Annotated in this window: 19 protein-coding genes, 2 tRNA genes and 2 pseudogenes; 11 read left to right on the top strand and 12 right to left on the bottom strand. The window is 73.8% G+C overall.

Translation table 11 applies throughout. From position 1 onward, the window contains the following. Window positions 1–75 precede the first annotated feature (75 nt). From DFQ13_RS25885 to DFQ13_RS25875, 3 genes are all read left to right on the top strand, one after another. A complete protein-coding gene (locus DFQ13_RS25885) occupies window positions 76–1,314 on the top strand; it encodes a GGDEF domain-containing protein (protein ID WP_084175300.1) in 1,239 nt (412 codons plus the stop codon). A gap of 111 nt (window positions 1,315–1,425) precedes the next feature. Beyond that, window positions 1,426–2,574, top strand: a complete 1,149-nt coding sequence (locus tag DFQ13_RS25880; RefSeq protein WP_035278948.1) for an inorganic phosphate transporter — start codon at window positions 1,426–1,428, stop codon at window positions 2,572–2,574. Further along, entirely contained in the window at window positions 2,571–2,789 is a 219-nt protein-coding gene (locus DFQ13_RS25875) for a hypothetical protein (protein ID WP_035278945.1), read from the top strand. The genes DFQ13_RS25880 and DFQ13_RS25875 overlap by 4 nt, the downstream gene beginning before the upstream one ends. On the opposite strand, the gene DFQ13_RS35290 is transcribed toward DFQ13_RS25875, so the two are convergent. From DFQ13_RS35290 to DFQ13_RS25860, 3 genes and pseudogenes are all read right to left on the bottom strand, one after another. Next, a complete protein-coding gene (locus tag DFQ13_RS35290; protein ID WP_084175299.1) occupies window positions 2,773–3,216 on the bottom strand; it encodes a DUF4184 family protein in 444 nt (147 codons plus the stop codon). The genes DFQ13_RS25875 and DFQ13_RS35290 overlap by 17 nt on opposite strands. Before the next feature lie 26 nt (window positions 3,217–3,242). Further along, a pseudogene (locus DFQ13_RS36020) lies at window positions 3,243–3,404 on the bottom strand (DUF4184 family protein); the annotation flags it as partial. Window positions 3,405–3,481: 77 nt separating this feature from the next. Beyond that, the gene (locus DFQ13_RS25860; protein ID WP_035278943.1) at window positions 3,482–3,679 is read right to left on the bottom strand and encodes a hypothetical protein; all 198 of its coding nucleotides are present in this window, start codon (window positions 3,677–3,679) and stop codon (window positions 3,482–3,484) included. Window positions 3,680–4,001: 322 nt separating this feature from the next. On the opposite strand from DFQ13_RS25860, the gene DFQ13_RS25855 reads away from it, so the two are divergent. Continuing rightward, window positions 4,002–5,096 (top strand): glycoside hydrolase family 3 N-terminal domain-containing protein, encoded by a 1,095-nt coding sequence (locus tag DFQ13_RS25855; protein WP_110081722.1) that lies wholly within the window; start codon window positions 4,002–4,004, stop codon window positions 5,094–5,096. A gap of 67 nt (window positions 5,097–5,163) precedes the next feature. Here the strand turns inward: DFQ13_RS25855 and DFQ13_RS25850 are convergent. Further along, window positions 5,164–5,239, bottom strand: a tRNA-Lys gene (locus DFQ13_RS25850). A 168-nt stretch (window positions 5,240–5,407) separates the two neighbouring features. Here DFQ13_RS25850 and DFQ13_RS25845 point away from each other — a divergent pair. Beyond that, window positions 5,408–6,607, top strand: coding sequence for a L,D-transpeptidase (locus DFQ13_RS25845; RefSeq protein ID WP_084175298.1), 1,200 nt, complete (start codon window positions 5,408–5,410; stop codon window positions 6,605–6,607). A 6-nt stretch (window positions 6,608–6,613) separates the two neighbouring features. Here DFQ13_RS25845 and DFQ13_RS25840 read toward each other — a convergent pair whose 3' ends face one another. From DFQ13_RS25840 to orn, 3 genes are all read right to left on the bottom strand, one after another. Next, window positions 6,614–6,829, bottom strand: coding sequence for an RNA-binding S4 domain-containing protein (locus DFQ13_RS25840; RefSeq protein WP_084175297.1), 216 nt, complete (start codon window positions 6,827–6,829; stop codon window positions 6,614–6,616). Window positions 6,830–6,892: 63 nt separating this feature from the next. Next, window positions 6,893–6,965: transfer RNA gene (locus DFQ13_RS25835), tRNA-His, on the bottom strand. A 67-nt stretch (window positions 6,966–7,032) separates the two neighbouring features. Continuing rightward, a complete protein-coding gene (orn, locus tag DFQ13_RS25830; RefSeq protein WP_035278940.1) occupies window positions 7,033–7,638 on the bottom strand; it encodes an oligoribonuclease in 606 nt (201 codons plus the stop codon). Between the two features lie 125 nt (window positions 7,639–7,763). Between orn and DFQ13_RS25825 the strand changes: the two genes are divergently transcribed. Further along, the gene (locus DFQ13_RS25825) at window positions 7,764–9,242 is read left to right on the top strand and encodes a glutamate--cysteine ligase family protein (RefSeq protein WP_035278938.1); all 1,479 of its coding nucleotides are present in this window, start codon (window positions 7,764–7,766) and stop codon (window positions 9,240–9,242) included. Between the two features lie 52 nt (window positions 9,243–9,294). On the opposite strand, the gene DFQ13_RS25820 is transcribed toward DFQ13_RS25825, so the two are convergent. The 3 genes from DFQ13_RS25820 to DFQ13_RS25810 all read right to left on the bottom strand — a co-directional run bounded on the left by DFQ13_RS25820 (window position 9,295) and on the right by DFQ13_RS25810 (window position 12,149). Further along, window positions 9,295–10,032 carry a VOC family protein gene (locus DFQ13_RS25820; RefSeq protein ID WP_052020672.1) on the bottom strand — a complete coding sequence of 246 codons (738 nt, stop codon included), beginning with the start codon at window positions 10,030–10,032 and terminating at the stop codon, window positions 9,295–9,297. A 78-nt stretch (window positions 10,033–10,110) separates the two neighbouring features. Continuing rightward, on the bottom strand, window positions 10,111–11,643 hold the full coding sequence (locus DFQ13_RS25815) for a PH domain-containing protein (RefSeq protein ID WP_325050955.1): 1,533 nt from the start codon (window positions 11,641–11,643) through the stop codon (window positions 10,111–10,113). After that, a complete protein-coding gene (locus DFQ13_RS25810) occupies window positions 11,640–12,149 on the bottom strand; it encodes a PH domain-containing protein (RefSeq protein ID WP_110081670.1) in 510 nt (169 codons plus the stop codon). Before DFQ13_RS25810 ends, DFQ13_RS25815 begins: the two co-directional genes overlap by 4 nt. Window positions 12,150–12,335: 186 nt before the next feature. Here DFQ13_RS25810 and DFQ13_RS25805 point away from each other — a divergent pair, with 186 nt between their 5' ends. Beyond that, on the top strand, window positions 12,336–12,539 hold the full coding sequence (locus DFQ13_RS25805; protein ID WP_110081669.1) for a hypothetical protein: 204 nt from the start codon (window positions 12,336–12,338) through the stop codon (window positions 12,537–12,539). Between the two features lie 53 nt (window positions 12,540–12,592). After that, a complete protein-coding gene (locus DFQ13_RS25800; RefSeq protein WP_110081668.1) occupies window positions 12,593–14,512 on the top strand; it encodes an SDR family oxidoreductase in 1,920 nt (639 codons plus the stop codon). A gap of 105 nt (window positions 14,513–14,617) precedes the next feature. Here DFQ13_RS25800 and DFQ13_RS25795 read toward each other — a convergent pair. Continuing rightward, a pseudogene (locus DFQ13_RS25795) lies at window positions 14,618–15,772 on the bottom strand (Bcr/CflA family multidrug efflux MFS transporter); the annotation flags it as partial. 249 nt (window positions 15,773–16,021) lie between these two features. Here DFQ13_RS25795 and DFQ13_RS25790 point away from each other — a divergent pair. Continuing rightward, complete coding sequence (locus DFQ13_RS25790) at window positions 16,022–17,017, top strand: tetratricopeptide repeat protein (protein ID WP_110081667.1); 996 nt, start codon at window positions 16,022–16,024, stop codon at window positions 17,015–17,017. An 893-nt stretch (window positions 17,018–17,910) separates the two neighbouring features. On the opposite strand, the gene DFQ13_RS25785 is transcribed toward DFQ13_RS25790, so the two are convergent. Then, window positions 17,911–19,611, bottom strand: a complete 1,701-nt coding sequence (locus DFQ13_RS25785; protein WP_110081666.1) for a bifunctional 3'-5' exonuclease/DNA polymerase — start codon at window positions 19,609–19,611, stop codon at window positions 17,911–17,913. A gap of 217 nt (window positions 19,612–19,828) precedes the next feature. On the opposite strand from DFQ13_RS25785, the gene DFQ13_RS25780 reads away from it, so the two are divergent. Together DFQ13_RS25780 and DFQ13_RS25775 are read left to right on the top strand one after the other, a co-directional pair. Further along, window positions 19,829–21,424, top strand: coding sequence for an acyl-CoA synthetase (locus DFQ13_RS25780; RefSeq protein ID WP_035278963.1), 1,596 nt, complete (start codon window positions 19,829–19,831; stop codon window positions 21,422–21,424). Between the two features lie 420 nt (window positions 21,425–21,844). Beyond that, complete coding sequence (locus DFQ13_RS25775) at window positions 21,845–23,032, top strand: S8 family peptidase (RefSeq protein WP_110081665.1); 1,188 nt, start codon at window positions 21,845–21,847, stop codon at window positions 23,030–23,032. Window positions 23,033–23,089: the final 57 nt, after the last annotated feature.

Below are 23,089 nucleotides of genomic sequence, written 5' to 3'. Positions count from 1 at the left end.
GGCCCGGCGCCCGAGGGGGTCGACGACCACGCCCCGGCGGCGCCGGGGAGCCGGACCGCGGCTCCGGGCACCGGGGTGACCGGCGTCGAACCGCCGACCGGGTTGTGGTCGCTGCCGCGACCCGCGATCGCCTACATCCTGCTGTTCGAACTCCTCACCGCGGCGGCGCTGGTGGCGGCGCTGCTCGCCGACCGGTCGGCGGCCGCGGCGGACTGGCGCCGCTTCGGCGCGCTGGTGCTCGCCGGGGCGGCGCACCTGTGGCTGTCCCGGCGCACCGAGGAGGCCCGCCGGGACAACCGCGGCGGCCCGCACGTCGACACCTCGGTCGTGTGGATTCTGCCCGCCGCGGTCCTGCTGCCCGCGTGGATGGCGGTGCTGTCGATGCTGCTGCTGCGCCTGCAGCTCTACCCGGTCGCCCGCCGCCCCCTCCACCGGTTCACCTTCGGCAGCGCGGGCACCCTGCTGCCCGCGCTGGCGGCGCTGTCTGTGGTCCGGGTGTCCGGCCTGGACGTGCTGCACCGCTTCTCCCCGGGCGGGTTCCTGGTCCTGCTGACCGCGGCGGCGGTCTACTTCGCACTCAACGCGGCCGCCATCGCGGGCGTGATCGCCCTGTCCACCCCCCACCCCACCCGCGCCCGGGTCACCGGCACCCGCCGCGACAACGCCATGGCCGCCCTCGCGGTCAACCTGGGCGTCCTCGTCGCCCTGGCGGTGGCGCACGCCTGGGTGGCGCCCCTGCTGGTCGTCCCCCTCCTCTGCGCCCTCGACTGGGGGGCGTTGCAACTGGAGAACCTGCGCGGCGACTCCCGCACCGACGACAAGACGGACCTGCTGAACTCGCGGGGCTGGCACGAGCAGGTCGACCGCGAACTCGTCCGGGCCCGCCGCCGGGGCACCCCCGTGGCGGTGGCGGTCCTCGACCTGGACCACTTCAAGCAGGTGAACGACACGTGGGGCCACCCGGCGGGCGACGCGGTCCTGCGCGCGGTCGGCGCGGTCCTGCACGAGACCACCCGCCAGGGCGACGTCGTCGGCCGCTTCGGCGGCGAGGAGTTCGTCCTGCTCCTGCCCGACACCGACGCCGCCCAGGCCGTCCACGTGGCCGAACGCGTCCGCCGGGGGGTGGCCGCCATGCACGTCCCGGCCAAGGACAAGCGCGGCAACCCGGTCACCATCACCGCCCGCACGACCTCGATCGGCGTGGCGGCGGCCCCCGCCCCCACCGCCACCCTGGAAGCGCTGCTCCGCCAGGCCGACGCGGCGGTCTACGAGGCGAAGAGCACCGGCCGCAACCAGATCCGCGTCGCCCCCTGACCGGCCCGGCACACCGCCGCGCGGGCGGGTCGCGGTCATCGGACGTTAACGTAGGCGTCACCTGCTTTTCCGGTTTCCGAACGGAGCACCCTTCGGGGAGGGAGTCTCTCGGTGGACCTGACCGTGCTGGTCCCGCTCGTCGTCGTCACGGCCCTCGTCTTCGACTTCACCAACGGCTTCCACGACACCGCGAACGCCATGGCCACGTCCATCGCCACCGGGGCGCTGCGGCCGAAGGTGGCGGTGGCGCTGTCCGCGGTCCTCAACCTGGTGGGGGCGTTCCTGTCGGTCGAGGTGGCCAAGACGATCTCCGGGGGGTTGGTCGACGACGCCGCGATCACCCCCGAGGTGGTGTTCGGCGGCCTGATCGGCGCCATCGTGTGGAACCTGCTGACCTGGTACGTCGGCCTGCCGTCGAGTTCTTCGCACGCCCTGTTCGGCGGGTTGGTCGGGGCGACGTGGGTGGCGGCGGGCAGCGACGCGGTGCACTTCGCCAAGCTGGTGGAGAAGGTGCTGGTGCCCGCCGTGGCGGCGCCGGTGGTCGCCGGGGTCGCGGGCGGCATCGCCACCTACCTGGCCTTCCGGATCACCCGCCGGGCCACCGCGAGCCGCACGCCCAGGGGGTTCCGGATCGGGCAGATCGCCTCGGCCTCCCTGCTGTCGCTGGCGCACGGCACGAACGACGCGCAGAAGACCATGGGGATCATCACGCTGACGCTGATCAGCGCGGGCAGCCTGCCGACCGGCTCCGGGCCGCCCACCTGGGTGATCGTCAGCGCCGGGCTCGCCATCGCCGCGGGCACCTACCTGGGCGGGTGGCGGATCATCCGCACCCTGGGCCGCGGCATCACCGACATCGGCGCCCCGCAGGGCTTCGCCGCGCAGACCAGCGCGACCGCGGTGATCCTGACCTCCTCGCACCTGGGGATCGCGCTGTCGACCACGCACGTCTGCTCCGGCGGCATCCTCGGCGCCGGGCTGGGCACCCCGCAGGCGGTGGTGCGGTGGGGCACGGCCGGGCGGATGGTGCTGGCCTGGCTGATCACCCTGCCCGCCGCCGGGGTCGCGGGCGCGCTCGCGGGCGCGGTCGCGGAGTCCGGGACGGTCGGCACGATCGCGGTCGCCGTGCTGGGGGCGGTGTTCGGCGGCGCGGTCTTCCTGCTGTCGCGCCGCAACGCGGTCAGCGCGCACAACGTCAACGACATCCCGGTGGAACCGGTCACCGAATCCGCCGCCCCCGTCGCGGGGGGCCACCGGTGAACTGGGGATCTCTCGGCGAGGTTGTCGTCGCCGCGCTGAGCACCGGGATCGGTGCCGTGGTGCTGTTCGCGCTGGGGGTGCGCGGCTGGTCCGACCACGCCGACGCCCGGCAGGCGGGTGGCGCCAGCGCGATGGGGCTGGGCCTGGCGGTGGTGAGCTTCGCGTTGTGCGTGGCCCTGGTCGGCGTCGGCATCTGGGTCATCGTGGCGAAGTGAGCCTGCGGCGGCGGACCACGCCGTGGGCGAGCAGCCCGAGGAAAGCCCCGGTCACCGGCAGCCACGGGCGGCGGGCAGGCGCGAAGCGGGCGGGCGCCGGCGTGGGCTCGGCGCCGCGCGGGTAGTGGGCGCACCACCAGGGCACGACGGCCGGCCCGACGACGCTGCTGCCCGGTTGCAGGAACTGGTGGACCGGCATGTCCGTCCACAGCGAACCGGCAGGCCACGGCAACCGCGTCACGGCGAACCCGTCGTGGTGGGTGAACGCGTCCCACACCAGGTGCGGCGCCTCGCCGACGAGGACCGACACCACCGGCAGCGGGCCCGGCCGCGGCGGCCGGGCGACCGCGACGACCCGCTCCCGGACCCACCGCGGCGCCTGCGACACCAGCGCGGGGGCGGCGAACCCGTGGACCAGCGCGAGCAGCGCCTGCGCCGGCGCAGGTCGACGACCACCGACCCGAGCGGGCTGTGCGTGAAGTCCCCGCCGAGCGGTCGCAGCGCCACGAAGTACGTCAGGTCCGGCGACAGGGACCCCACCACCAGCCCCGAGGCCACCAGCGGCGTCCTGGCCTGCGGCAGCACAGCGGCGGGGTGCGCGAGCGTGAACGGCATGCCCCCGACGGTCCCCGCGCGGTGTGGACCGCGCGCCCTGCGGGTGAAGCCCTGGTGGAGATCGGGCCCGCGGCGGGTCAGACCGGCGGCACGATGCCCGCGAAGTGCCCCACCGTCTCGCAGTGCGCGCACGGCCGCCCGTTGTCGACGGTCCGGGGGGTGCCCCCGATGATTGCCAGCTTCGGGTCGGCGATCATGCCGCCGCCACCGCAGTACTGGCACACCGTGTGCACCTCGGCCGGAACCTCCAGCTCCGACTCCTCGCCCTCGTTCATCCGCACTCCTCGCCTGGGGTTCTCGATCCTCGCACCCACCGCGCGCGCCGTCCGCACGGCCATCCCACCGCCACCCGATTTGCCCCGGTTCGCCCGCGTGGTGGTTGTCCACAGGGATGCCCGTTCGTCGGCGGGAAGTGTCGGTGCGGGCGAGGAGGATTGATTCGGGGGCTGCTCGGTTGGGCACCCCACCTCCGAGCGGGAGGGGACGGGCTTGCCGGTGCAGGGTGCGCGCGGGTCGACGTGCCGCGCGCGGGCGCGCCGAGTGGTGCGCGGGCGGCGTCGGGCGCGCGGGTTGCTGGCCGCCATCGGCGTCGGCGGCATGCTGGGCGCGTCCCTGCTGGTCCCCGACCAGGTGATCTCCGGCACACCGGTGGCGCGGAGCGACCGGGGCGGGCCGTCGCCCGCGAGCGGTGCGGTCCCCACCGACCCGTGCGCGGGGGTGATCGCGAGCCTGCCTCCCCGGCGGCAGCTCGCCCAGTTGCTGATCGTCGGCGTCGACCCGAAGGGCCCGGCCGCCGCGTTGGCGGCCGTCGGGCAGGAGCAGGTCGGGGGGATCTTCCTCGGCGGGAAGGCCACCGCGTTGCTGGTGGACGGGGGACTGGCCCCGGTGCGGGACGCGTCCGCGCTCCCGCTGACCGTGGCCGTCGACGACGAGGGCGGGCGGGTCCAGCGGGTCGACGCGCTCGACGGGGACCTGCCCAGCGCGCGGACGATGGCCGCGACCCTCTCCGAGCGGCAGGTGCGCGACCTCGCCCGCACCCGGGGGGACCGGCTGCGGGCGCGCGGTGTGACGCTGGATTTCGCCCCGGTGGTCGACGTGGGCGACCAGCCGGACGCGGCGGTGATCGGGGACCGGTCGTTCAGCCCGGACCCCGCCGTCGCCACCCGGTACGCCGGTGCCTTCGCCGCCGGGCTGCGGGACGCGGGCCTGCTGCCGGTGCTCAAGCACTTCCCCGGGCACGGCCGCGCCACCGGCGACTCCCACGTCACCGCCGTCACCACGCCGCCGCTGGAGCAGTTGCGCGCCGTCGACCTCGCCCCCTACCGCGACCTGCCCCGGGAAGGACGGGTCGCGGTGATGCTCGGCCACCTGACCGTCCCCGGCCTCACCGACGGCGTCCCCGCCTCGCTCTCACCCGCCGCCTACCGGTTGCTGCGCGGGGAACTGGGGTTCACCGGCCTCACGGTGACCGACGACCTGGGCTCCATGCGCGCCGTCTCCGACCGCCACGACCTGCCCGAGGCGGTCCTCGCCGCGCTCCGGGCCGGGGCCGACGTCCCGTTCTGGTCCTCCGGCGCCCGCCTGCCCCAGGTGCTCGACCGGCTCACGGCGGCGCTGGGCACCGGGGAACTCGACCCCGCGCGGGTGACCGAGGCGCTGGGCCGCGTGCTGCGCGCCAAGGCGGCCTGCTGAACCCGCTCGCGAAAGGACGGTGAAAGCGGAAGATCCGTCCGGTGTGGACGGGTCTTCCGCTGTCTTGTGGTGCGCCGCCAGGGACTCGAACCCCGAACCCGCTGGTTAAGAGCCAGCTGCTCTGCCAGTTGAGCTAGCGGCGCTCGCCGGGAGGGTGTCTCTCCCGCTGACAGGGAAAAAGTTAGCACAGGCCCCCGGGAGGCCCAAAATCGGGGGGTACCCCTGTCTGTTTTCGGAGGTCCCCCACCCTTTCGGGTGATTGTCGGGCACACTGGTCACCCGGGTGACGGTCAAGCTTTTGGGGGTAGGACATGACGAGGGGTCGGTGGGCGCGGGCGGTGCTCGCCTGTGTCGGGGTGGTCGCGGTGGCGGCGTGCACCGCCGAGGGATCGGCCACACCGGGTGGGACGCCGCCGGAGGCGGTGGCGGCCGGTGCGCGGTCCACCGCGCCGCCCGTTCCGCTGGCACTGGCGCTCGCCCCGGCCGACCAGGCCGCCGGGGTCGCGCCGGGCGCCCCGGTGACGGTCACGGCCGCGGGCGGGAAGATCACCGAGGCCGCGGTCACCGGTGCCGACGGCAAGGTCGTCGCGGGCGCGCTGTCGGCCGACGGCACGAGCTGGACGACCACCGAGGCGCTGGGCTACGGCAAGACCTACACCGCCACGGCCACCGCCGCCGACCCCGCGGGCAGGACGGCCACGTCGACCTCGACGTTCACCACCGTCAAGCCCGCCCGTCAGACCGCGCTGTCGATGAACCCGCTCGACGGGCAGGTCGTGGGCGTGGGCCAGCCGTTCGCGTTCTACTTCGACGCCGCCGTGGCCGACAAGGCCGCCGCCGAGAAGGCGATCACGGTCACCCCGACCCCCGCGGCCGAGGGGGCCTTCTACTGGTTCAGCGACAAAGAGGTGCACTGGCGGCCCAAGGAGTACCTGAAGGCGCACAGCACCGTCACGATCAACGCCGCCATCTACGGCAAGGACCTGGGCAACGGCGTCTACGGCCGCGCCGACCGCACCGCCACCGTCACGGTGGGCGACTCGGTGATCGCCGTCGCCGACGGGACCACCCACCAGATGACGGTGACCGTCAACGGGACCCCCGCCCGCACCATCCCGATCTCCCTGGGCAAGAAGGCCCACGAGACCCCGGTCGGCACCTACACGGTGATGAGCGAGCACACCGACTACACGATGGACTCCTCCACCTACGGCGTGCCCACGGACTCGGCGGCGGGCTACCGGACGGAGGTGGAGGTGGCGAGCCGCATGTCCAACAGCGGCATCTTCTTCCACTCCGCGCCGTGGTCGGTGCGCGACCAGGGGGTGCGCAACGTCAGCCACGGGTGCATCAACATGTCGACCGAGAACGCCGCTTGGCTGCAGAGCATCTCCAACAAGGGCGACGTGATCGTGGTGCAGAACTCCGGCGGCCCGGTGCTCGAAGCCTGGGACGGCCAGAGCGACTGGCAGATCCCGTGGGAGACGTGGAAGGCGGGCGGCAAGCGCTGACCGCGCTCAGGGGCGGGCGGTGACCCGGAAGGACTCGCCGCCCACCCCGACCACGTCGCCGGGGCGCACCTGCCTGCCCCGGCGGATCTCGACCTCGCCGTTCACCGTGACCTCGTCGCCGTCGATGAGGTCCTTGGCGTGCGCGCCGTCCTCGGCGGCGCCCGCCAGCTTGAGCAACTGACCCAGCCGGATCATGTCGTCCCGGATCTCGACCTCGCGCACCGCACGCCTCCCGTGGCAACCGAAAAGGCCGACCCCCGCGGAGCGGGGATCGGCCTTCGTACGGGTGAGTGACGGGACTTGAACCCGCGACTTCCTGGACCACAACCAGGTGCTCTACCAACTGAGCTACACCCACCACAGCGGCGCTTCTCAGCACCGTGCGCGCACAGCATAGCGTGCCCGTGCGCGGGCTTCATACCGGGTTAGGCATCCGCGGCGAGGACGGCCTCGGCGACCGCCTTGGCCTCCTCGGTGGAGGGGCCGGGCTGGGCGACGAAGGCGGTGCCGCGGTAGTAGCGCAGCTCGCGGATCGACTCGCGGATGTCGGCCAGCGCCCGGTGCGCCAGGCCCTTGTCCGGCTGCGCGTAGTAGATGCGCGGGTACCAGCGCCTGCACAGCTCCTTGATGGAGGACACGTCGACCATCCGGTAGTGCAGATGCGCGTCGAGGGCGGGCATGTCGCGGGTGATGTAGCCGCGGTCGGTGGCGATGGAGTTGCCGCACAGCGGAGCCGTGCGGACCTCGGGGACCCACTCGCGGACGTAGTCGAGCACCTGCCGCTCGGCCTCGGCCAGGGTCAGGGTGGAGGCGCGGACCTCCTCGGTGAGCCCGGAGCGGGCGTGCATCTCCCGCACCACGTCGGGCATGCCCGCCAGGGTGTCGTCATCGGTGTGGATCACCAGGTCCACGCCGTCCCCGAGGACGTTCAGCTCGGAGTCGGTGACCAGGGCGGCGATCTCGATCAGGGCGTCCTTGCCCAGGTCGAGCCCTGTCATCTCGCAGTCGATCCATACCAGGCGGTCCGTCACGCGTGGCAGCTTAGCCGGGGCCGCCGCCGCGCCCGAGCGCCGCGCGCCCGTGTCGGGTTCCGGTGGGCGCGTCCGGATGGCCCAGCGTGTGGCGGCGGGCGCCGCGATGGATCACGCTTGGGGGCATGGGCAAGGATGTCGAGTCGACGGAGTTCACCCGGGCCGATCGCCAGCGGTTCCGGCAGAAGGTGCGGCGCTGCCTGGACGTGTTCGCGCAGATGCTGGCCGAGTCCCGGTTCGACGCGGGCCGCCCCATGGCGGGGCTGGAGATCGAGCTGAACCTGGTCGACGGGGACGGGGACCCGTCGATGCGCAACGCCGAGGTGCTGGCGGCGATCTCGGACCCGGCCTTCCAGACCGAGCTGGGGCGGTTCAACATCGAGATCAACCTGCCGCCGCAGCCGCTGGGCCCGCACGGCCTGCGCGCGTTCGAGGAGCTGGTGCGCGACGACCTCAACGAGGCCGAGCAGAAGGCGCGCAGGGCCGGTTCGCGGATCGTGATGGTGGGCATCCTGCCCACGTTGCAGCGAAAGCACATCAGCCTCGACGTGCTCAGCACGAACCCGCGCTACAAGCTGCTCAACGAGCAGGTGTTCGCCGCCCGCGGCGAGGACCTGGAGATCAACATCGGCGGGCGGGAGCGGCTGGTCGCGCACGCCGACTCGATCGCCCCGGAGAGCGCGTGCACCAGCGTGCAGTACCACCTGCAGACCGCGCCGGAGGACTTCGCCAAGTACTGGAACGCCAGCCAGGTCGCCGCGGGCATCCAGGTGGCGCTCGGGGCGAACGCGCCGTACCTGTTCGGCAAGCAGCTCTGGGCCGAGACCAGGATCGCGCTGTTCGAGCAGGCCACCGACACCCGCCCGGACGAGCTCAAGGCCCAGGGCGTGCGCCCCAGGGTGTGGTTCGGCGACCGGTGGATCACCTCGATCTTCGACCTGTTCGAGGAGAACGCGCAGTACTTCCCCGCCCTGCTGCCGCTGACCGACGAGGAGGACCCGGTGGAGGTCCTCGCCCGCGGCGACACCCCGGAGCTGCACGAGCTGCGCCTGCACAACGGCACGGTCTACCGCTGGAACCGCCCGATCTACGACGTGGTGCACGGCCGCCCGCACCTGCGGGTGGAGAACCGGGTGCTGCCCGCCGGACCGTCCGTGGTGGACACCATGGCCAACGGCGCGCTGTACTTCGGCCTGGTGCGCGCGCTGGCCGACCAGGACCGTCCGGTGTGGACGCAGATGAGCTTCGCCGCCGCCGAGGACAACTTCCACGCCGCGGCCCGCAACGGCATCGACGCCCGGGTGTACTGGCCCAACGTCGGCGAGGTCCCGGTCACCGAGCTGGTGCTGCGCCGCCTGCTGCCGATGGCCCACCGGGGCCTGGACGCGTGGGGGGTGGACCCGGCCGACCGGGACCGGTTGCTCGGCGTCATCGAACAGCGCTGCATCACCGGGCGCAACGGCGCCACCTGGCAGGTGGAGACGGTGAAGTCGCTGGAGGCGGCGGGGTCGGTGAGCCGGGAGCAGGCGCTGCGGGAGATGGTGCGCCGGTACGCGGAGTTCATGCACAGCAACGAACCCGTGCACACCTGGCCGGTCGACTGACCCGGTCGGGTTCGCGGCGGCCCCCGGGGGCCGCCGCGAACCCGGACGCGGTCTAGGGGCGCAACCAGGGGGCCAGGAGGTCCGGGTCGGCGACCGACTCCTCGACGCGGTGGTGGTCCTCAGGGGTCAGGACGAGTTCGCGGAGGCGGGCACCCCAGACCGGCACCTGGTCGTTCTTGCCCAGAGCCGTCGCGAGTTCGACGAGGCCCGCCAGCGCGACGGCCCGCTCCACGGCCGGGGCCGCTTCGCCGTGGCGGCGCAGGCCCGAGTCGAGGGCGCGGTAGGCGGCCCGGTCGTCGTTCTTGAAGTCGCGGAGGATGCGGGCGTTGTCCAGGACCCTGGCGAGGCCGTCCAGCTTCTTCGAGCCCCCGTACTCGACCTCCTCCGGCTCCTCGCGGTTGATGAAGATGATCGAGTTGCCGGAGGGGTCCATGACCGTGAACCGCGAGGCGCCGGGACGGTGGCGGGTGATCCTCGGCAGCCCCGTGGACAGCACCTTGCCGTACGCGCGGCGCATCCCCTCGGTGAACGCCGCGTGGTAGGCGGCGACGGAGCCGACCATCACCAGGCAGCCGCCGGTCTCCTCCCGCGCAGGGTCCACCGACGCCGCCGCGCGCCCGTAGTGCAGGGCGAAGCCGCTCCACTGGAACGCCAGGTACAGGTAGGGCTTCTTCTGCTCGTAGGTGACGGTGAACCCCAGCGCCCGCCAGAACTCCAGCGTCTCCTCCGGTGCCGTGCAGTGCAGCAGCGGCACCACGGTCTCATCGGGTCGTACGGTCTCGTCCAGCATCCTCGGTCCCCCAGTGATCGTTCCGGTCGACGACGCCGGATGCTGTCACAGCGCGCGCGTCGGCGCACATGACCAAGATCAACTTTCGGGTGCCCGGTGCTCCAGGAACTGGGCCAGCAGGTCCGGCACGGCCGCGTCGGCGAGGGCGAGGCCCTGCGCCTCGCCGACGTCGAGGACCCGGTAGCCGCCGGACCCGGCCGCGGTGACGGCGGTGATCGTCAGCACGCCCGCGCGCCGCTGGAACAGGGTGCGGCTGATCTTCCACCCCACGATCCCGGTGCGCCGCAACGCCACCGTCGACCGGTCCAGCGAACCCGACCGGCTCACCAGGTACCGCTCGGTCAGCGCGTGCCCCAACCCCCGGTAGCGGTCGTACCCGACCAGCGCGGCCACCGGCACCAGGAACACCGCCACGACCCACGGCCAGTGCGGCCAGTCGACGAGCAGCGCCAACCCCAGCAGCACCACCGCGACCGCCACCGCGGGCGCCACCGCCCGGACCAGTCGCCGCACCAGCGCGCGGGGCGGGTGCGGGCGCAGCGGCACGTCGACCCGCTCGCCCAGGACCTCCACCGCCACCCGGTGCGCCTCCGCGCGTGGCGCGGGCGGCAGCAGCAGCGCGCTGCCGCTCATCCGGCCCAGACCGGTCGTCACCGCGCTGAGCCGCGCGCCCCGGCCCGCGCGCAGCAGCAGCGGTTCGTGCACGTCCACCCCGCGCAGCCGGTCCTCCTCGATGGACACCGACCGGGTCGTCAGCAGCCCGCGGCGCACCCGCAGGGTCCGGTCGGCCTGGCGGGTCAACCGGTAGCGGTGGTTCTGCAGCAGGTAACCCAGCAGCGAGGCCAGGGCCGCGAGCACCACGGTGGCCACCGCGGTCACCGGCACGATCGTTCCCGGGCCGGACTCGGCGAACCACGTGTAGACCGACCGCAGCACGCCGAACTCGGAGAACTCCAGGTCCAGCTCGTTGGCCAGGTTCATCAGGAAACCGACCGAGGCGCCGACACCGATCAACCCCGACAGCGACAGCGGCGCGTACCGGTACCAGGAGCCCGACAGCGCCGCGATCGGCGCACCGTCGTCGGCGGCGGTGTTCTCGGCGGTCCCGCCCGCACCGTCCTCGGGGGCGCCCGCGCGGCGGTGCAGGAACACCTGGCGCAGCCGGTCGGCCTCCGCGGCGGTGACCGCGTCGAGCGCCACGCCCTCGCCGCCGCCGCGCTCCTGCTTGCCGGTGCCGACCCGGACCGCGGCCAGGCCGAACAGCCGGTGCCCGAGCTTGGCGGTCAGGTCGACGGTGCGAATCCGGTCGCGCGGGATGGCCAGCCGCTGGCGGAACAGCACGCCCTTGTGCAGCTCCACCTGGGTGTCGGTGATCCGGTACTTGGTGGTCAGCCAGGACAGCAGGCCGTAGAGCACCACGAAGGCCACCGTGCCCGCGCCGAACAGCGTGCGCACCAGGTTGACGTCACCGACGAAGACCAGCGCGAACAGCGGCAGCAGCAGCCCGACCAGCTCGTTGAGCGGCCGCACCACGATCATCCTGGGGTCCAGCCGACCCCACTCCGGGGCGGGTTCGACGTACTCCGGGGCGGCGGGCAGGGGCGGGGTCACGTGGCGTCCCCGGGGGTGGCCTGGGTGGTGGCGGTCAGCTCGTCGACGATCCGGGCGGCCACCTCCGCGTCGAGGCCCTCGATGGTCACCGGCCCCTGCGCCGAGGCGGTGGTGACGGTGACGGTCGCCAGCCCCAGTAGCTGCTGCAACGGGCCGCGGGCGGTGTCGACGGTCTGGATTCGCGAGATCGGGGCCAGCCGCCACTCCTGGTTGACCCAGCCGCCGCGGGTGAACACGGCGTCCGGGGTGGTCTCCCAGCGGTGCACCCGGTAGCGCCACCGCGGCATGACCACCACGTGCGCCACCGCGACCAGCGCGCTCACCAGCAGCGTCACCCGCAACCAGGTCGGCGCGCCCGCGGCGAGCACGACCGGGACGGCCTGCGCCAGCAGGACCACCAGCCAGCCGAGACCGGCGCGCAGCGCCCAGTGGCCGATGGCGCGGCGGCTGACCAGGTTCACGGGTGCGCGCAGCCGGGGGCCCGCGCCGCTGGTGGTCTCACTCACCGGGTCAGTCTGCCGGTTCGCAGGTCACCGGGCGTCATCCCGGGGTCGGACGGGGTGGTCGGGGTTCCCCCTCCCGGGACCCCTCCCGGGGAAGTTCCGTTATCTCGTGACTTGCGGCGTCACGTCTCGTTGCGGCACGCGTCGGAAGTGGTGAGGGGACAGTCGGGGGATGAGAGGTGGGCCGCAGTGACCAGCCACAGGGAGTGGAGTGTGAGCTGTCGTGACCTGGCGGGGCGCAAGCGCGAGGTGACCGTGTTCGTGCGGGCGGGGCGGGTGATGCTGGTGTCCCCGCCGGGGGAGACGGCCATCTTCACCCCGCTGGACGTGGGCAGGCTGCGGGCGGCGCTGCGGGACGCGGTGGTGGACGCGTCGATCGAGCCCGAGAACTGACCGACGGTACTACTGTGGAGTAGATACTGGCGGAATCCGCACGGAGGCACGGCATGGCCACCTACTTCATCACCGGCGCGACCGGGTTCCTGGGGCGCAGGCTCGTCGAGCGGCTGGTCGCCCGTCCGGACTGCGACCGGGTGTACGCCCTGGTCCGCCCCGAGTCGACCGCCCGCTTCACCGCCGCCTCGGCGCACTGGTCCCGGCCCGACCTGGTCGTCCCGGTCGCCGGTGACCTCACCGAACCCGGCCTGGGCGTGGACCCCGCCGCGCTGCCCGGACCGGTCGACCACGTCGTGCACCTGGCCGCGGTCTACGACTTCACCGCCCCCGCCGAGGCCAACCACGCCGCGAACGTGACCGGCACCGCGAACGTGCTCGCGTTCGCCGCCGCCACCGGCGCGGGCCTGCTGCACCACGTGTCGTCCATCGCGGTCGCGGGTGACCACCGGGGCCGCTTCGCCGAGTCCGACTTCGACCTCGGCCAGCGCCACCACAGCCCGTACCACGCGACCAAGTTCGCCGCCGAGGAGCTGGTCCGCGACCAGGACGAGGTCTCGTTCCGGGTCTACCGCCCGGCCGCCGTGGTCGGCGACTCCACCACCGGCGAGATGGACAAGGTCGACGGCCCCTACTTCTTCCTGCCCGCGCTGGTCCGCCTCGCCCGGCTGCCCAGGGCGCTGCCGCTGGTGCTGCCCGAGCTGGGCCGCACCAACGTCGTCCCGGTCGACTACGTGGTCGACGCCATGGCGCACCTGATGCACCTCGAAGCGCCCACCGGCACCACCTACCACCTCACCGAACCGGGCGGGCAGCCCGTGCGCGAGGTCTACAACGCCCTGGCCGCGGTCGTCGGCGCCCCCCGGATCGCGGCCACCCTGCCGGTGCGGCTGCCCGCGGTGCGCACCGTGCCCGTCCCGGCCGCCGCGGTGCTCACCGAGCTGGGCATCCCGGCCGAGGTGCTGCCGCACCTGGACCTGCCGACCGAGTTCGAGACCGGCGCCACCGCCGTGGCACTGGCGGGCAGCGGCGTGGACCTGCCCCGGTTCGCCGACTACGCCCGGGTCCTGGTCGAGTACTGGGCCGAGCACCTGGACCCGGACCGGGCCTGGGTCGACTCCGGGTCGCTGCGCGGGCGGCGGGTCGTGGTCACCGGCGCGTCCTCCGGCATCGGCCGGGCCACCGCGCTCGCCGCCGGGCGGCGCGGGGCGACCGTGCTGCTGGTCGCGCGCAGGCGCGCGGAGCTGGAGGAGGTGCGCGGGGAGGTCGAGGCGCTGGGCGGCCGGGCCTCGGTGCACCCGTGCGACCTGACCGACGGCGACGCGGTCGACGCCCTGGTCAAGGAGCTGGGCGTGGTCGACATGCTGGTCAACAACGCGGGCCGGTCGATCCGCCGCGCGGTGCACCTGTCGGTCGACCGGCTGCACGACTTCGAGCGCACCATGTCGCTGAACTACTTCGCCCCGCTGCGGCTGACCCTCGGGCTGCTGCCCGGGATGCGGGCCCGCGGCTTCGGCCGGATCGTCAACGTCACCACCATGGGCCTGCAGTCGGACACGCCGCGCTTCTCCGCGTACCTGGCGTCCAAGGGGGCGCTGGAGGCGTTCGGCCGGGCGGCCGGGCGCGAGCTGGTCGCCGACGGGGTCACCGTCACCTCGGTGCGGATGCCGCTGGTGCGCACCCCGATGATCGGAGCCACCGGCGTCTACCGCGGCGTGCCCGCGGCCACCCCGGAGAAGGGCGCGGCGATGGTCCTGCGCGCGCTCACCCGAGGCGGCGACGTGGTCCAGCGGCCGGAGGGGTTCGCGCTGGAGCTGCTACGCGTCGTCGCCCCCGGCCTGGCCCGGCAGCTTCTCGGCGTCGCGTACCGACTCTCCCCGGAATCGGCCCCGGAAGCCCGGCGCCGGGCCGAGCCGCCGCTGGCCGTCCTCACCTCGACCATCGTCCGACCGCTGTGGCGCGCCCTGCGCTGAGGGCACGAGCGCGCCGAGTGGGATCTCGATCTCCATCGTGCGCGCCTCGCGGAAGGCCGCGTACCGGCCCGGCCTGCGCCGGGTCGGTCGGGTCAGCGCGAACGCCGCCAGCCCGCCCACCGACAGCGCGGCGATCACCAGGGCCATCGGCAGCGCGGACCCGTGCCCGATGCCGACCAGCGGCGCGGCCAGCCCGCCGATGACGAACTGGAGCACGCCCAGCAGCGCCGCCGCGGTCCCGGCCCGGCCCGCGTGGTCGGCCAGGGCCAGCGCGGTCGAGTTCGGCGTCACCATGCCCACGCTGGCCACCACCACGAACAGCCCCGGCAGCAGGAACGGCAGGCCCAGCCCGCCGAGCACGGCGGCCAGCACCGCGGCCCCGCCGACGGTGGAGCTGACCAGCCCGGCGGTCAGCAGCCTGCGCGGGGTGAACCAGCGCAGCAGCAGGTTGTTGAGCTGCGAGAGCAGCACGATGCCCAGCGCGTTCACCCCGAAGACCACGCTGAACTGCTGCGGGGACAGCCCGTGCAGGTCCTGGAGCACGAACGAGGAGCCGGAGATGTAGGCGAACATCGCGCCCAGGGTGAACCCGGCCGCGAGCGCGTAGGCGATGAACGTGCGGTCGGTGCCGATGCGCACGTAGGACCGCACGGTGGCGCGCAGGTGCGGGGGTTTGCGCCGCTGCGGCGGCAGCGTCTCCGGCAGGCCGACCGCGGAGGCGAGGAGCAGCAGCACGCCGAACCCGGCCAGCACCACGAAGATGCCCGGCCACGACACCCAGCGCAGCACCTGCCCGCCGACGACCGGGGCCAGCATCGGAGCCAGCCCGTTGACCAGCATCAGCATCGAGAAGAACCGGGCCATCTCGGTCCCGGAGTACAGGTCGCGCACCGCGGCGCGGGCGATCACCACCCCCGCCGCCGCGCTGACGCCCTGGGCGAACCGCAGCCCGACCAGCGCGTACACCGTCGGCGCCACCGCGCACACCAGCGAGCTGACGGTGTAGAGCACCAGCCCCACCAGCAGCGGTTTGCGCCTGCCGAGGGAGTCCGACAGCGGCCCGGCCACCACCTGCCCTGCGGCCAGGCCGACCATGAACGCGGTCAGCGTCAGTTGGACCTGCGACTCGCCCGCGCCCAGGGTGCGCGCCAGCTCCGGGAACGCGGGCAGGTACATGTCGATCGACAGCGGCCCGAACGCCGCCAACCCGCCCAGGATGAGCGCGAGCCGGGGCTTCTGCGCCCTTGACGCCGGATTCACCCGATCAGTCTAGGGAAGAACCCGCGAGGTGCCCCTGTCGCCTGCGCCACCTGGGGTAATGCCCTGGTAGCGGCCCCGCGTTCGGGTCAGGATGGGGTCCGGGCACGGTTGATCACCTGTTTGGCGGTCGTCAGGTCGAGCCCGCTTCGGAGGGGAGTCGACACGGACAGTCACCCCCGGCCGGGCGGGTCGTTCCCCGACCTGATCGGCGGCTTGACACACTGGGCGCCCGAGGGGCGGGAGGGTGCCATGGCCGAGCCGATCGACGCGGTGCTGACCGAGGCCGCCCAGCTCACCGCGGCCGGGCAGCCCGAGGCCGCCATCTCCCTGCTGCGCCCGGTGCTGGTGGTGCACCCGGACAACCCGACCGCCTGGTGCAGGCTCGCCGCCGCCCTGTTCGACGCCGGGCAGCCCGAGCACTGCCTCACCGCCGCCAAGCGGGCGATCACCCTCGGTGAGCGGTCCTGGGCGCACCGGCTGGCCAGCCTCGCCCTCGGCGAGCTGGGCCGGTTCGAGGAGGCCGCCACCTCCGCCGGGGAGGCCGCCCGCCGCGACCCCGACGACTGGCGCGCGCACGTGGCGCTGGCCGAGGCGCACGGCCCGCGCTCCCCGCTGGACGCCCTCGCCGCCGCCCGCCGCGCGGTCGAGGTCGCCCCGGACGAGGCCCGCCCGCACGAGGTCCTCGGCGCCGCCGCCCTCTGGGCCGACGAGCGCCCGCTGGCCAAGCGCGCCTTCACCGACGCGCTGCGCCTGGACCCCGCCAACACCGACACCCGCGCCGCACTGGGCAGGCTGGCCGACGTCCGCGCCGCCCGCGCCGACCCCGGCCCGCAGGTCCCGTTCGGCCGCGCCCAGCGGATCGCGCTGTGGCTGCTGCTGCGCCGCTGCGCGGGCTGGCTGCTGCTGGGTGGGTTCCTGCTGCTGCTCGCCGGGTCGCCGCGGCCGAGTCGCCTGCTGGTGTGGTTCGCGCTGGCGCTGCTGCTCGCCGTCGCCGGGACGGGGCTGCACGGGCTGCTGGGCCTGCCGCGGACCGCCCGCCTGCCGCTCGCGCAACTGTGGAGCCGGGTGCCGCTGTTCTGCGTCGGCGCCGGACTGCTCGGGGTGGGGCTGGCGTCGCTGGCGGTGTGGACCGTCGCACTGGCCTTCGGCGCGACCGGGACGCAGCCGCTGGTCCCGGCGCTGGTGGCGGCGGCGCTGTCCGGCTCGGTGTGCTGGGTGGGCCTGGCCCGGATGCGGATGCGCTGACCTCCCGCGACGAACCCCCGGTTCGCCCGGACAGATCAATCACTCGAACGGGGGAATCGCGGGTCGGCGGACCGCGTCAGTACCCCGTTCGACCTTTCGCGGGCCGGGGGATCACCGCGCGCCGATTCTTCGCCGTCCTGATCGTGTTCGGCTTCGGCTCGGCCGCGCTGGGCTTCACCGGAATCCAGTTCCCGCTGATGAGCTGGAGCAACCCGTGGCAACCCAGCGCGGGCCTGATCCTCGGCGCACTCGGCGCGCTGCTGCTGGTGCTCACGAGCATGTTCGGCAAGGACACCCCCGCGCGGCCGCACCCGGCGGCGGGCCCCGACGGCCCGGTGCCGCCCGGAGGCTCCACCCAGCCGGGCCACGGCCTGCCGGGCCACGGCCTGCCGGGCGTCCCCCTGTCTCCGCCGCAGGGCCACCACCAGCCGGGCGTCCCCCTGTCCCCGCCGCAGGGCTTCCCCCAGGCGCCCGTCCCGGGCTTCGCTCAGGCGGCCGGTGCGCCGCTGTCCCCACCGCAGGGCTCCGCGCAGGCCGGTGCGCCGATCGCCCAGCCGTGGGGGTACGCGCAGGCTGGTGTGCCGGTGGCGCAGGGCTTCGCCCAGCCGGGCACTCCCGTGCCGCCGCGGGGCCACGGCTTGCCCGGTGCCCCGGTGCCGCAGGGCCACACCGGTCCGGGCGCACCGATGTTCCCACCGCAGGGCTCCACCCGCCCGGGCATGCCGGTGTCGCCGCCGCGAGGTTTCGCGCAGCAGAGCGTTCCGATCTCGCCGCCGCAGGGCTTTCCCCGCCCAGGGGCACCGGTGTCGTCCCTCACGATGGCCCTCACCGGCAACCGAACCCTCGGCGACCTCTCACCGGATACCCCCCCCGCCGCGACGGAACCCGTTGCGCTACTTGGCGTCCGCATACGAGTCCACAATGGACGCGGCAAGCGGGAACTGCACGACCGCCCCGGCGAAGACCAGCCGGGAGGCCTCCAGCGCCGCCGCCTCGACCTCGGCCGCCACCAGCGGGGCGACCTCGGCCGGGCAGTGCACGATCACCTCGTCGTGCTGGAAGAACACGATCTCGGCGGTTTCCCCCAGCAGCCGCCGCCGCAGCGACGCCAGCATCGCCAGCGCCCAGTCCGCCGCCGAGGCCTGCACCACGAAGTTCCTGGTGAACCGCCCCCAGTCCCGCGCCGCCAGCCGGGCCCGCCGCTCCACCCCCTCGTCCCCGGACGCGGAGACCCGCTCCTGCCACGCCTCGCTCGGCGGCGGTGAGGTCCGCCCGAGCCGCGACCGCACCACCCGCCCGGCCTCCCCGGCCCGGGCCGCCTGCTCCACGTACTCCACCGCCACCGGGAACCGCTTGCGCAGCACGGCGAGCAGCGCCCCGGCGGGCCCGGAGGTGCCGCCGTACATGGCCGAGAGCATCGCGGTCTTCGCCCGGTCCCGGTCCCCGTCGAACGCGTCCGCCGCCACCCCCGCGTACAGGTCGTCCCCGGCGGCCACCTCGGCGAACCGCGGGTCCCCGGACAGCGCCCCCAGCACCCGGGGCTCCAGTTGCGCGGCGTCGGCCACCACCAGTGCCCACCCCGGGTCGGCCCGGACCGCGGTCCGCAGCACCTTCGGCAACTGCAACGCGGCCCCGCCCCGGGTCGCCCACCGCCCGGAAACCACCCCGCCGACCACGTAGTCCGGCCGGAACCGCCCGCCCTCGACCCAACTGTCCAACCACGACCACCCGTGCGCCGCCCACAGCCGCGCCAGTTCCTTGTAGGCCAGCAGCGGCTCCACCGCCGGGTGCTCGACGCCCTTGAGCACCCAGGCCCGCGCCGAGTCGACCTCGATCCCCTCCCTGGCGAACGCCTTGACGATGCTCGGCGGGTGGTCGGGGTTGATCGGCCGCCCGGAGAACGCCGCCGAGATCCGCGCCGCCAGTTCGGCGAGCCGGGCGGGTCGGGCGCCCGGCGCCGGTCGTGGCCCCAGCGACGACACCAGCAGGTCCAGGTGCACGTCGACCCGCCACGGCAGCCCGAAGTGCGTCATCTCCGCCGCGGCCAGCCCGCCCGCGGACTCCGCCGCCACCAGCAGCCGCAGCAGGTCGGGCCGGGCGGTCCCGGCGATCCGCCGCTCCTGGTCGGCCAGCACGTCCACCGCCTGCGCCACCGGGTCCGCGCCCGCGGGCGTGGTCCGCCGGTCGGCCTCGAACAGCGCGGGCTGCTCCCCGCGCGCCTGCGGCTTCGCGTCCTCCGGCTCGGGCAGCCCGCGCGGTCGCGCCCACGCCGCGGCCACGTTCCGCGGCCGACCCGCCCGCTCCTCGAAGGCCAGCAGGATCGCCTCCGCCAGCCCCAGGTCGTGGCACCGCCCCAACCGCACCCCCGCCCGCAGCAGCGCCGGGTACACCTCCGCCAGCGACGGCACCACCCACCGCGGCCCGACCCGCCGCTCCAGCTCGCCCATCCACCCGGCCAGGTCGGCCACCTCAGTGACTTCACCGACTTCACCGACTTCACCGACCTCGCCGCCCCCGCCACCCCCGGGAGCGGCGTCCCCGGACACGACCGCCCGCCCACCCCCGTCCTCCCCCGGCACGACCACGACCCGCATACCCGCATTGTCCGGTCCGGCACCGACAAAAAGCGCGCGGCTTGCGCGGGCACGACAAGAATTCCGGCTGGTGGCCAGGGGGAAGTGAGCGCTCCGTACCGGCGGTAGGGCCACTGGTTGACTCACGAGTAGGTTCTACGGCACGGTGTTACCGAAGGGTAACCCCAGGAGGCTATCGGTGACCGAGTACCTGACCCGTGTGCGTGATCTCGCGGCCATGGTCCCCACGGCGGTGCGCAGCGTGGACGTGATGCGCAAGGCGGGACTGGTCCCGCTGAGCAGGCCCGACCACGTGCTCAAGTCGGCGATGGCCGTGCGCAAGTACGGGCCCATCGCCGGAGCCGCCCGCGTGGCCGCGACCAGGGACAGCAAGGCCGTCGGGCTCGTCGACGAGCTGGGATCGCTGACCTTCAGCCAGCTCGACCTCCGGTCGAACGCGCTGGCCAGGGCGCTCGCCGCGCAGGGCGTGACCGAGCACTCCGTGGTGGCGCTGCTGGCCCGCGACCACCGCGGCGCCGTCGAGACCATGCTGGCCACCGGCAAGCTGGGCGCCCGGCTGCTGCTGATGAACACCGGCTTCGCCAAGCCGCAGCTCATCGACGTCACCAAGCGCGAGGGCGTCACGGTGTTCGTGCACGACCAGGAGTTCACCGAGCTGGTGGACACGCTGCCGGACACCCTGCCCCGGTTCCTGGCGTGGGTCGACACCACCCCGACGGCGGAGCGCACGCTGGAGCAGTTGATCGCCGCCACCGACGACGCGCCGCTGCCCGCGCCGAGCAGGCCCGGCGGGATGGTGCTGCTGACCAGCGGCACCACCGGCACCCCCAAGGGCGCGCCGCGGCAGGTGCGCTCGCCGCTGGCCGCCGCGCAGTTCCTCGACCGCATCCCGCTGCGCGCGGGGGAGGCGACCGTGCTGGCCGCGCCGCTGTTCCACGCGACCGGCATCTCGCAGTTCATCATCAGCTTCGCCCTGCACTCCGCGGTCGTGCTGCGCCGCAGGTTCGACCCCGAGGCCACGCTGCGGATGATCCAGGCGAACAGGGCCACCGCGCTGGTGCTGGTGCCGACCATGCTCCAGCGGATCATGGACCTGGGGCCGGAGGTGCTGGGCAGGTACGACACGTCCAGCCTGCGCGTCGTGTTCACCGCGGGTTCCGCGCTGTCGCCCGAGCTGGGCAACCGCGCCAGCAAGGTGTTCGGCGACGTCATCCACAACCTCTACGGCTCGACCGAGGTGTCGGTGGCGACCGTGGCGACCCCGGCGGACTGGCGCGCCGCGCCGGGCACCGTGGGCAAGCCGCCGGTGGGCTGCAAGGTCGTGCTCTACGACGACCGCGGCACCGCGATCACCGAGCCCGGCGTCACCGGCCGCATCTTCGCGGGCAGCGGCCTGGCCTTCGAGGGCTACACCGACGGCCGCAACAAGGAGGTCATCGACGGGCTGCTGTCCACCGGCGACCTGGGCCACTTCGACGCCGAGGGCAGGCTGTTCATCGACGGCCGCGACGACGACATGATCGTCTCCGGTGGGGAGAACGTGTTCCCGGCCGAGATCGAGAACCTGCTGGTGGAGTTCCCCGGCGTGGTCGAGGCGGCGGTGCTCGGCGTCGAGGACGAGAAGTTCGGCCAGCGGCTCAAGGCCTACGTCGTGGTCGAGGAGGGCGCCTCGGTGGCCGAGGACGACCTGCGCGAGCACGTGAAGAGCAACCTCGCCCGGTTCAAGGTCCCGCGCGACGTGGTGTTCCTCGACGAGCTGCCGCGCAACGCCACCGGGAAGCTGATGCGCAAGCGGCTGCCCGAATTCGGCTGAGCGGCATTATCACGCTGCGTTGAACCGGCACAAGCTCCGGGAGTCGGGGATACCGGTCCACAATGGCGCTGATTGGGCCATTTGCCGACCCGGTTCAAACAAGTTTCACGCAATCGGTGCACTCTGGTGGTTAATCACCGCGAAACGGGGAAGTTCTCCGATATCGGGGCTTTGACCTGCTGAAACCAACTGAATCCACGTCACCTCGAGGATCATCTCCCGATGGTCGCGCTTGTCCGCCGCTGGGCCGTGCGGCGCATCTCCATTCCGCCGCACGGCTCAGTTGTGGCAAGTGTGAACCGTTGCCCCGATGTCCGCTTTCCGCGTTGCATAACCATCAAGCAACGACGCGGAGAGTGACCACGGTGAACCCCTCCAGCGTCGGAGCGGTTCTTGTCGGGGCAAACGGAAGGCAATCCCATGAACACGAGGCGCGAAGGTCGTCGGGGCCGATTCGCAGTCGGCTTCGGTCTCGTCGGCGCGGCGGCCGCGGTGGCCGCACTGGCCACCCCCGCCCAGGCGGCCGAGGGTCAGATCCGGTTGGCGGGCACGGCGAACGCGGTGGCCGACAGCTACATCGTGGTCCTCAAGGACTCGCTGCGGGCCGCTGAGGTCAGCACCCGGGCGAGCACGCTCGCAAGCCGCTTCGGCGGTCAGGTGGGCAAGACCTACGACTCGGCGTTGGACGGGTTCTCCGTCCACATGGGCGAGGCGCAGGCCAAGAAGCTCGCCGCGGACAGCTCGGTCGCCTACGTGCAGGCGAACCAGCGGTTCCACGTGGACGCCACCGCGTCCTGGGGCCTGGACCGGATCGACCAGGCGGACCTGCCGCTGGACGACACCTACCGCGCCCCCTCCGACGGCGCGGGCGTCACCGCCTACATCGTCGACACCGGCATCAACGCCGCGCACGAGGCCTTCGGCGACCGGGTCAAGAGCGGCTTCGACGCCGTGGACGACGACTCCGACCCCGACGACGAGAACGGCCACGGCACGCACGTGGCGGGCACCGTCGGCGGCGCCGAGTACGGCGTGGCCCCGGGGGTCGACCTCGTCGGCGTCCGCGTCCTCGACGCCGACGGCTCCGGCACCACCGAGGGCGTGGTCGCGGGCATCGACTGGGTGACCGAGAACCACTCCGGCCCGTCGGTGGCCAACATGAGCCTCGGCGGCGGCGTCGACGAGGCCCTCGACAGCGCCGTGCGCGGCGCGATCTCCTCCGGTGTCGTGTTCGCCGTCGCGGCGGGCAACTCCGGCGACGACGCGGCGTCCTACTCGCCCGCCCGGGTCGGCGAGGCCATCACCGTGGCCGCCTCGGACATCGACGACGCCCAGGCGGACTTCTCCAACCACGGCGACGTGGTGGACATCTACGCCCCGGGCGTGGACATCACCTCGTCTTGGATCGGCGGCTCCACCGCCACGAACACCATCAGCGGCACCTCGATGGCCACCCCGCACGTGACCGGCGCGGCGGCGCTCTACCTGGCGCAGAACCCGGGTTCGAGCCCGGCGGAGGTGGCCGACGGCCTCACCGGCGCGGCCACCCCGGACAAGATCACCAATGCCACGGCGGGCACCCCCAACCTGCTGCTCAACGTGGGCTGAGAACCGCGCCGGAGCTGCCCCCGCCACCCTCGTGGCGGGGGCAGCTCCTGTTCCGGG

It is taken from the genome of Actinokineospora spheciospongiae, from assembly GCF_003182415.1.
Classification (GTDB): domain Bacteria; phylum Actinomycetota; class Actinomycetes; order Mycobacteriales; family Pseudonocardiaceae; genus Actinokineospora; species Actinokineospora spheciospongiae.
This window is presented reverse-complemented; position numbering and strand designations above follow the sequence as displayed.

Excerpts from the sequence above, each read along its gene's own strand:
- DFQ13_RS25860 (WP_035278943.1), bottom strand. The coding sequence starts at position 3,679 with ATGAACGAGGGCGAGGAGTCGGAGCTGGAGGTTCCGGCCGAGGTGCAC.
- DFQ13_RS25790 (WP_110081667.1), top strand. The coding sequence starts at position 16,022 with ATGGCCGAGCCGATCGACGCGGTGCTGACCGAGGCCGCCCAGCTCACC.
- DFQ13_RS25845 (WP_084175298.1), top strand. The coding sequence starts at position 5,408 with ATGACGAGGGGTCGGTGGGCGCGGGCGGTGCTCGCCTGTGTCGGGGTG.
- DFQ13_RS25825 (WP_035278938.1), top strand. The coding sequence starts at position 7,764 with ATGGGCAAGGATGTCGAGTCGACGGAGTTCACCCGGGCCGATCGCCAG.
- DFQ13_RS25775 (WP_110081665.1), top strand. The coding sequence starts at position 21,845 with ATGAACACGAGGCGCGAAGGTCGTCGGGGCCGATTCGCAGTCGGCTTC.
- DFQ13_RS25800 (WP_110081668.1), top strand. The coding sequence starts at position 12,593 with ATGGCCACCTACTTCATCACCGGCGCGACCGGGTTCCTGGGGCGCAGG.
- DFQ13_RS25855 (WP_110081722.1), top strand. The coding sequence starts at position 4,002 with ATGCTGGGCGCGTCCCTGCTGGTCCCCGACCAGGTGATCTCCGGCACA.
- DFQ13_RS25820 (WP_052020672.1), bottom strand. The coding sequence starts at position 10,032 with ATGCTGGACGAGACCGTACGACCCGATGAGACCGTGGTGCCGCTGCTG.
- DFQ13_RS25780 (WP_035278963.1), top strand. The coding sequence starts at position 19,829 with ATGGTCCCCACGGCGGTGCGCAGCGTGGACGTGATGCGCAAGGCGGGA.
- DFQ13_RS25785 (WP_110081666.1), bottom strand. The coding sequence starts at position 19,611 with ATGCGGGTCGTGGTCGTGCCGGGGGAGGACGGGGGTGGGCGGGCGGTC.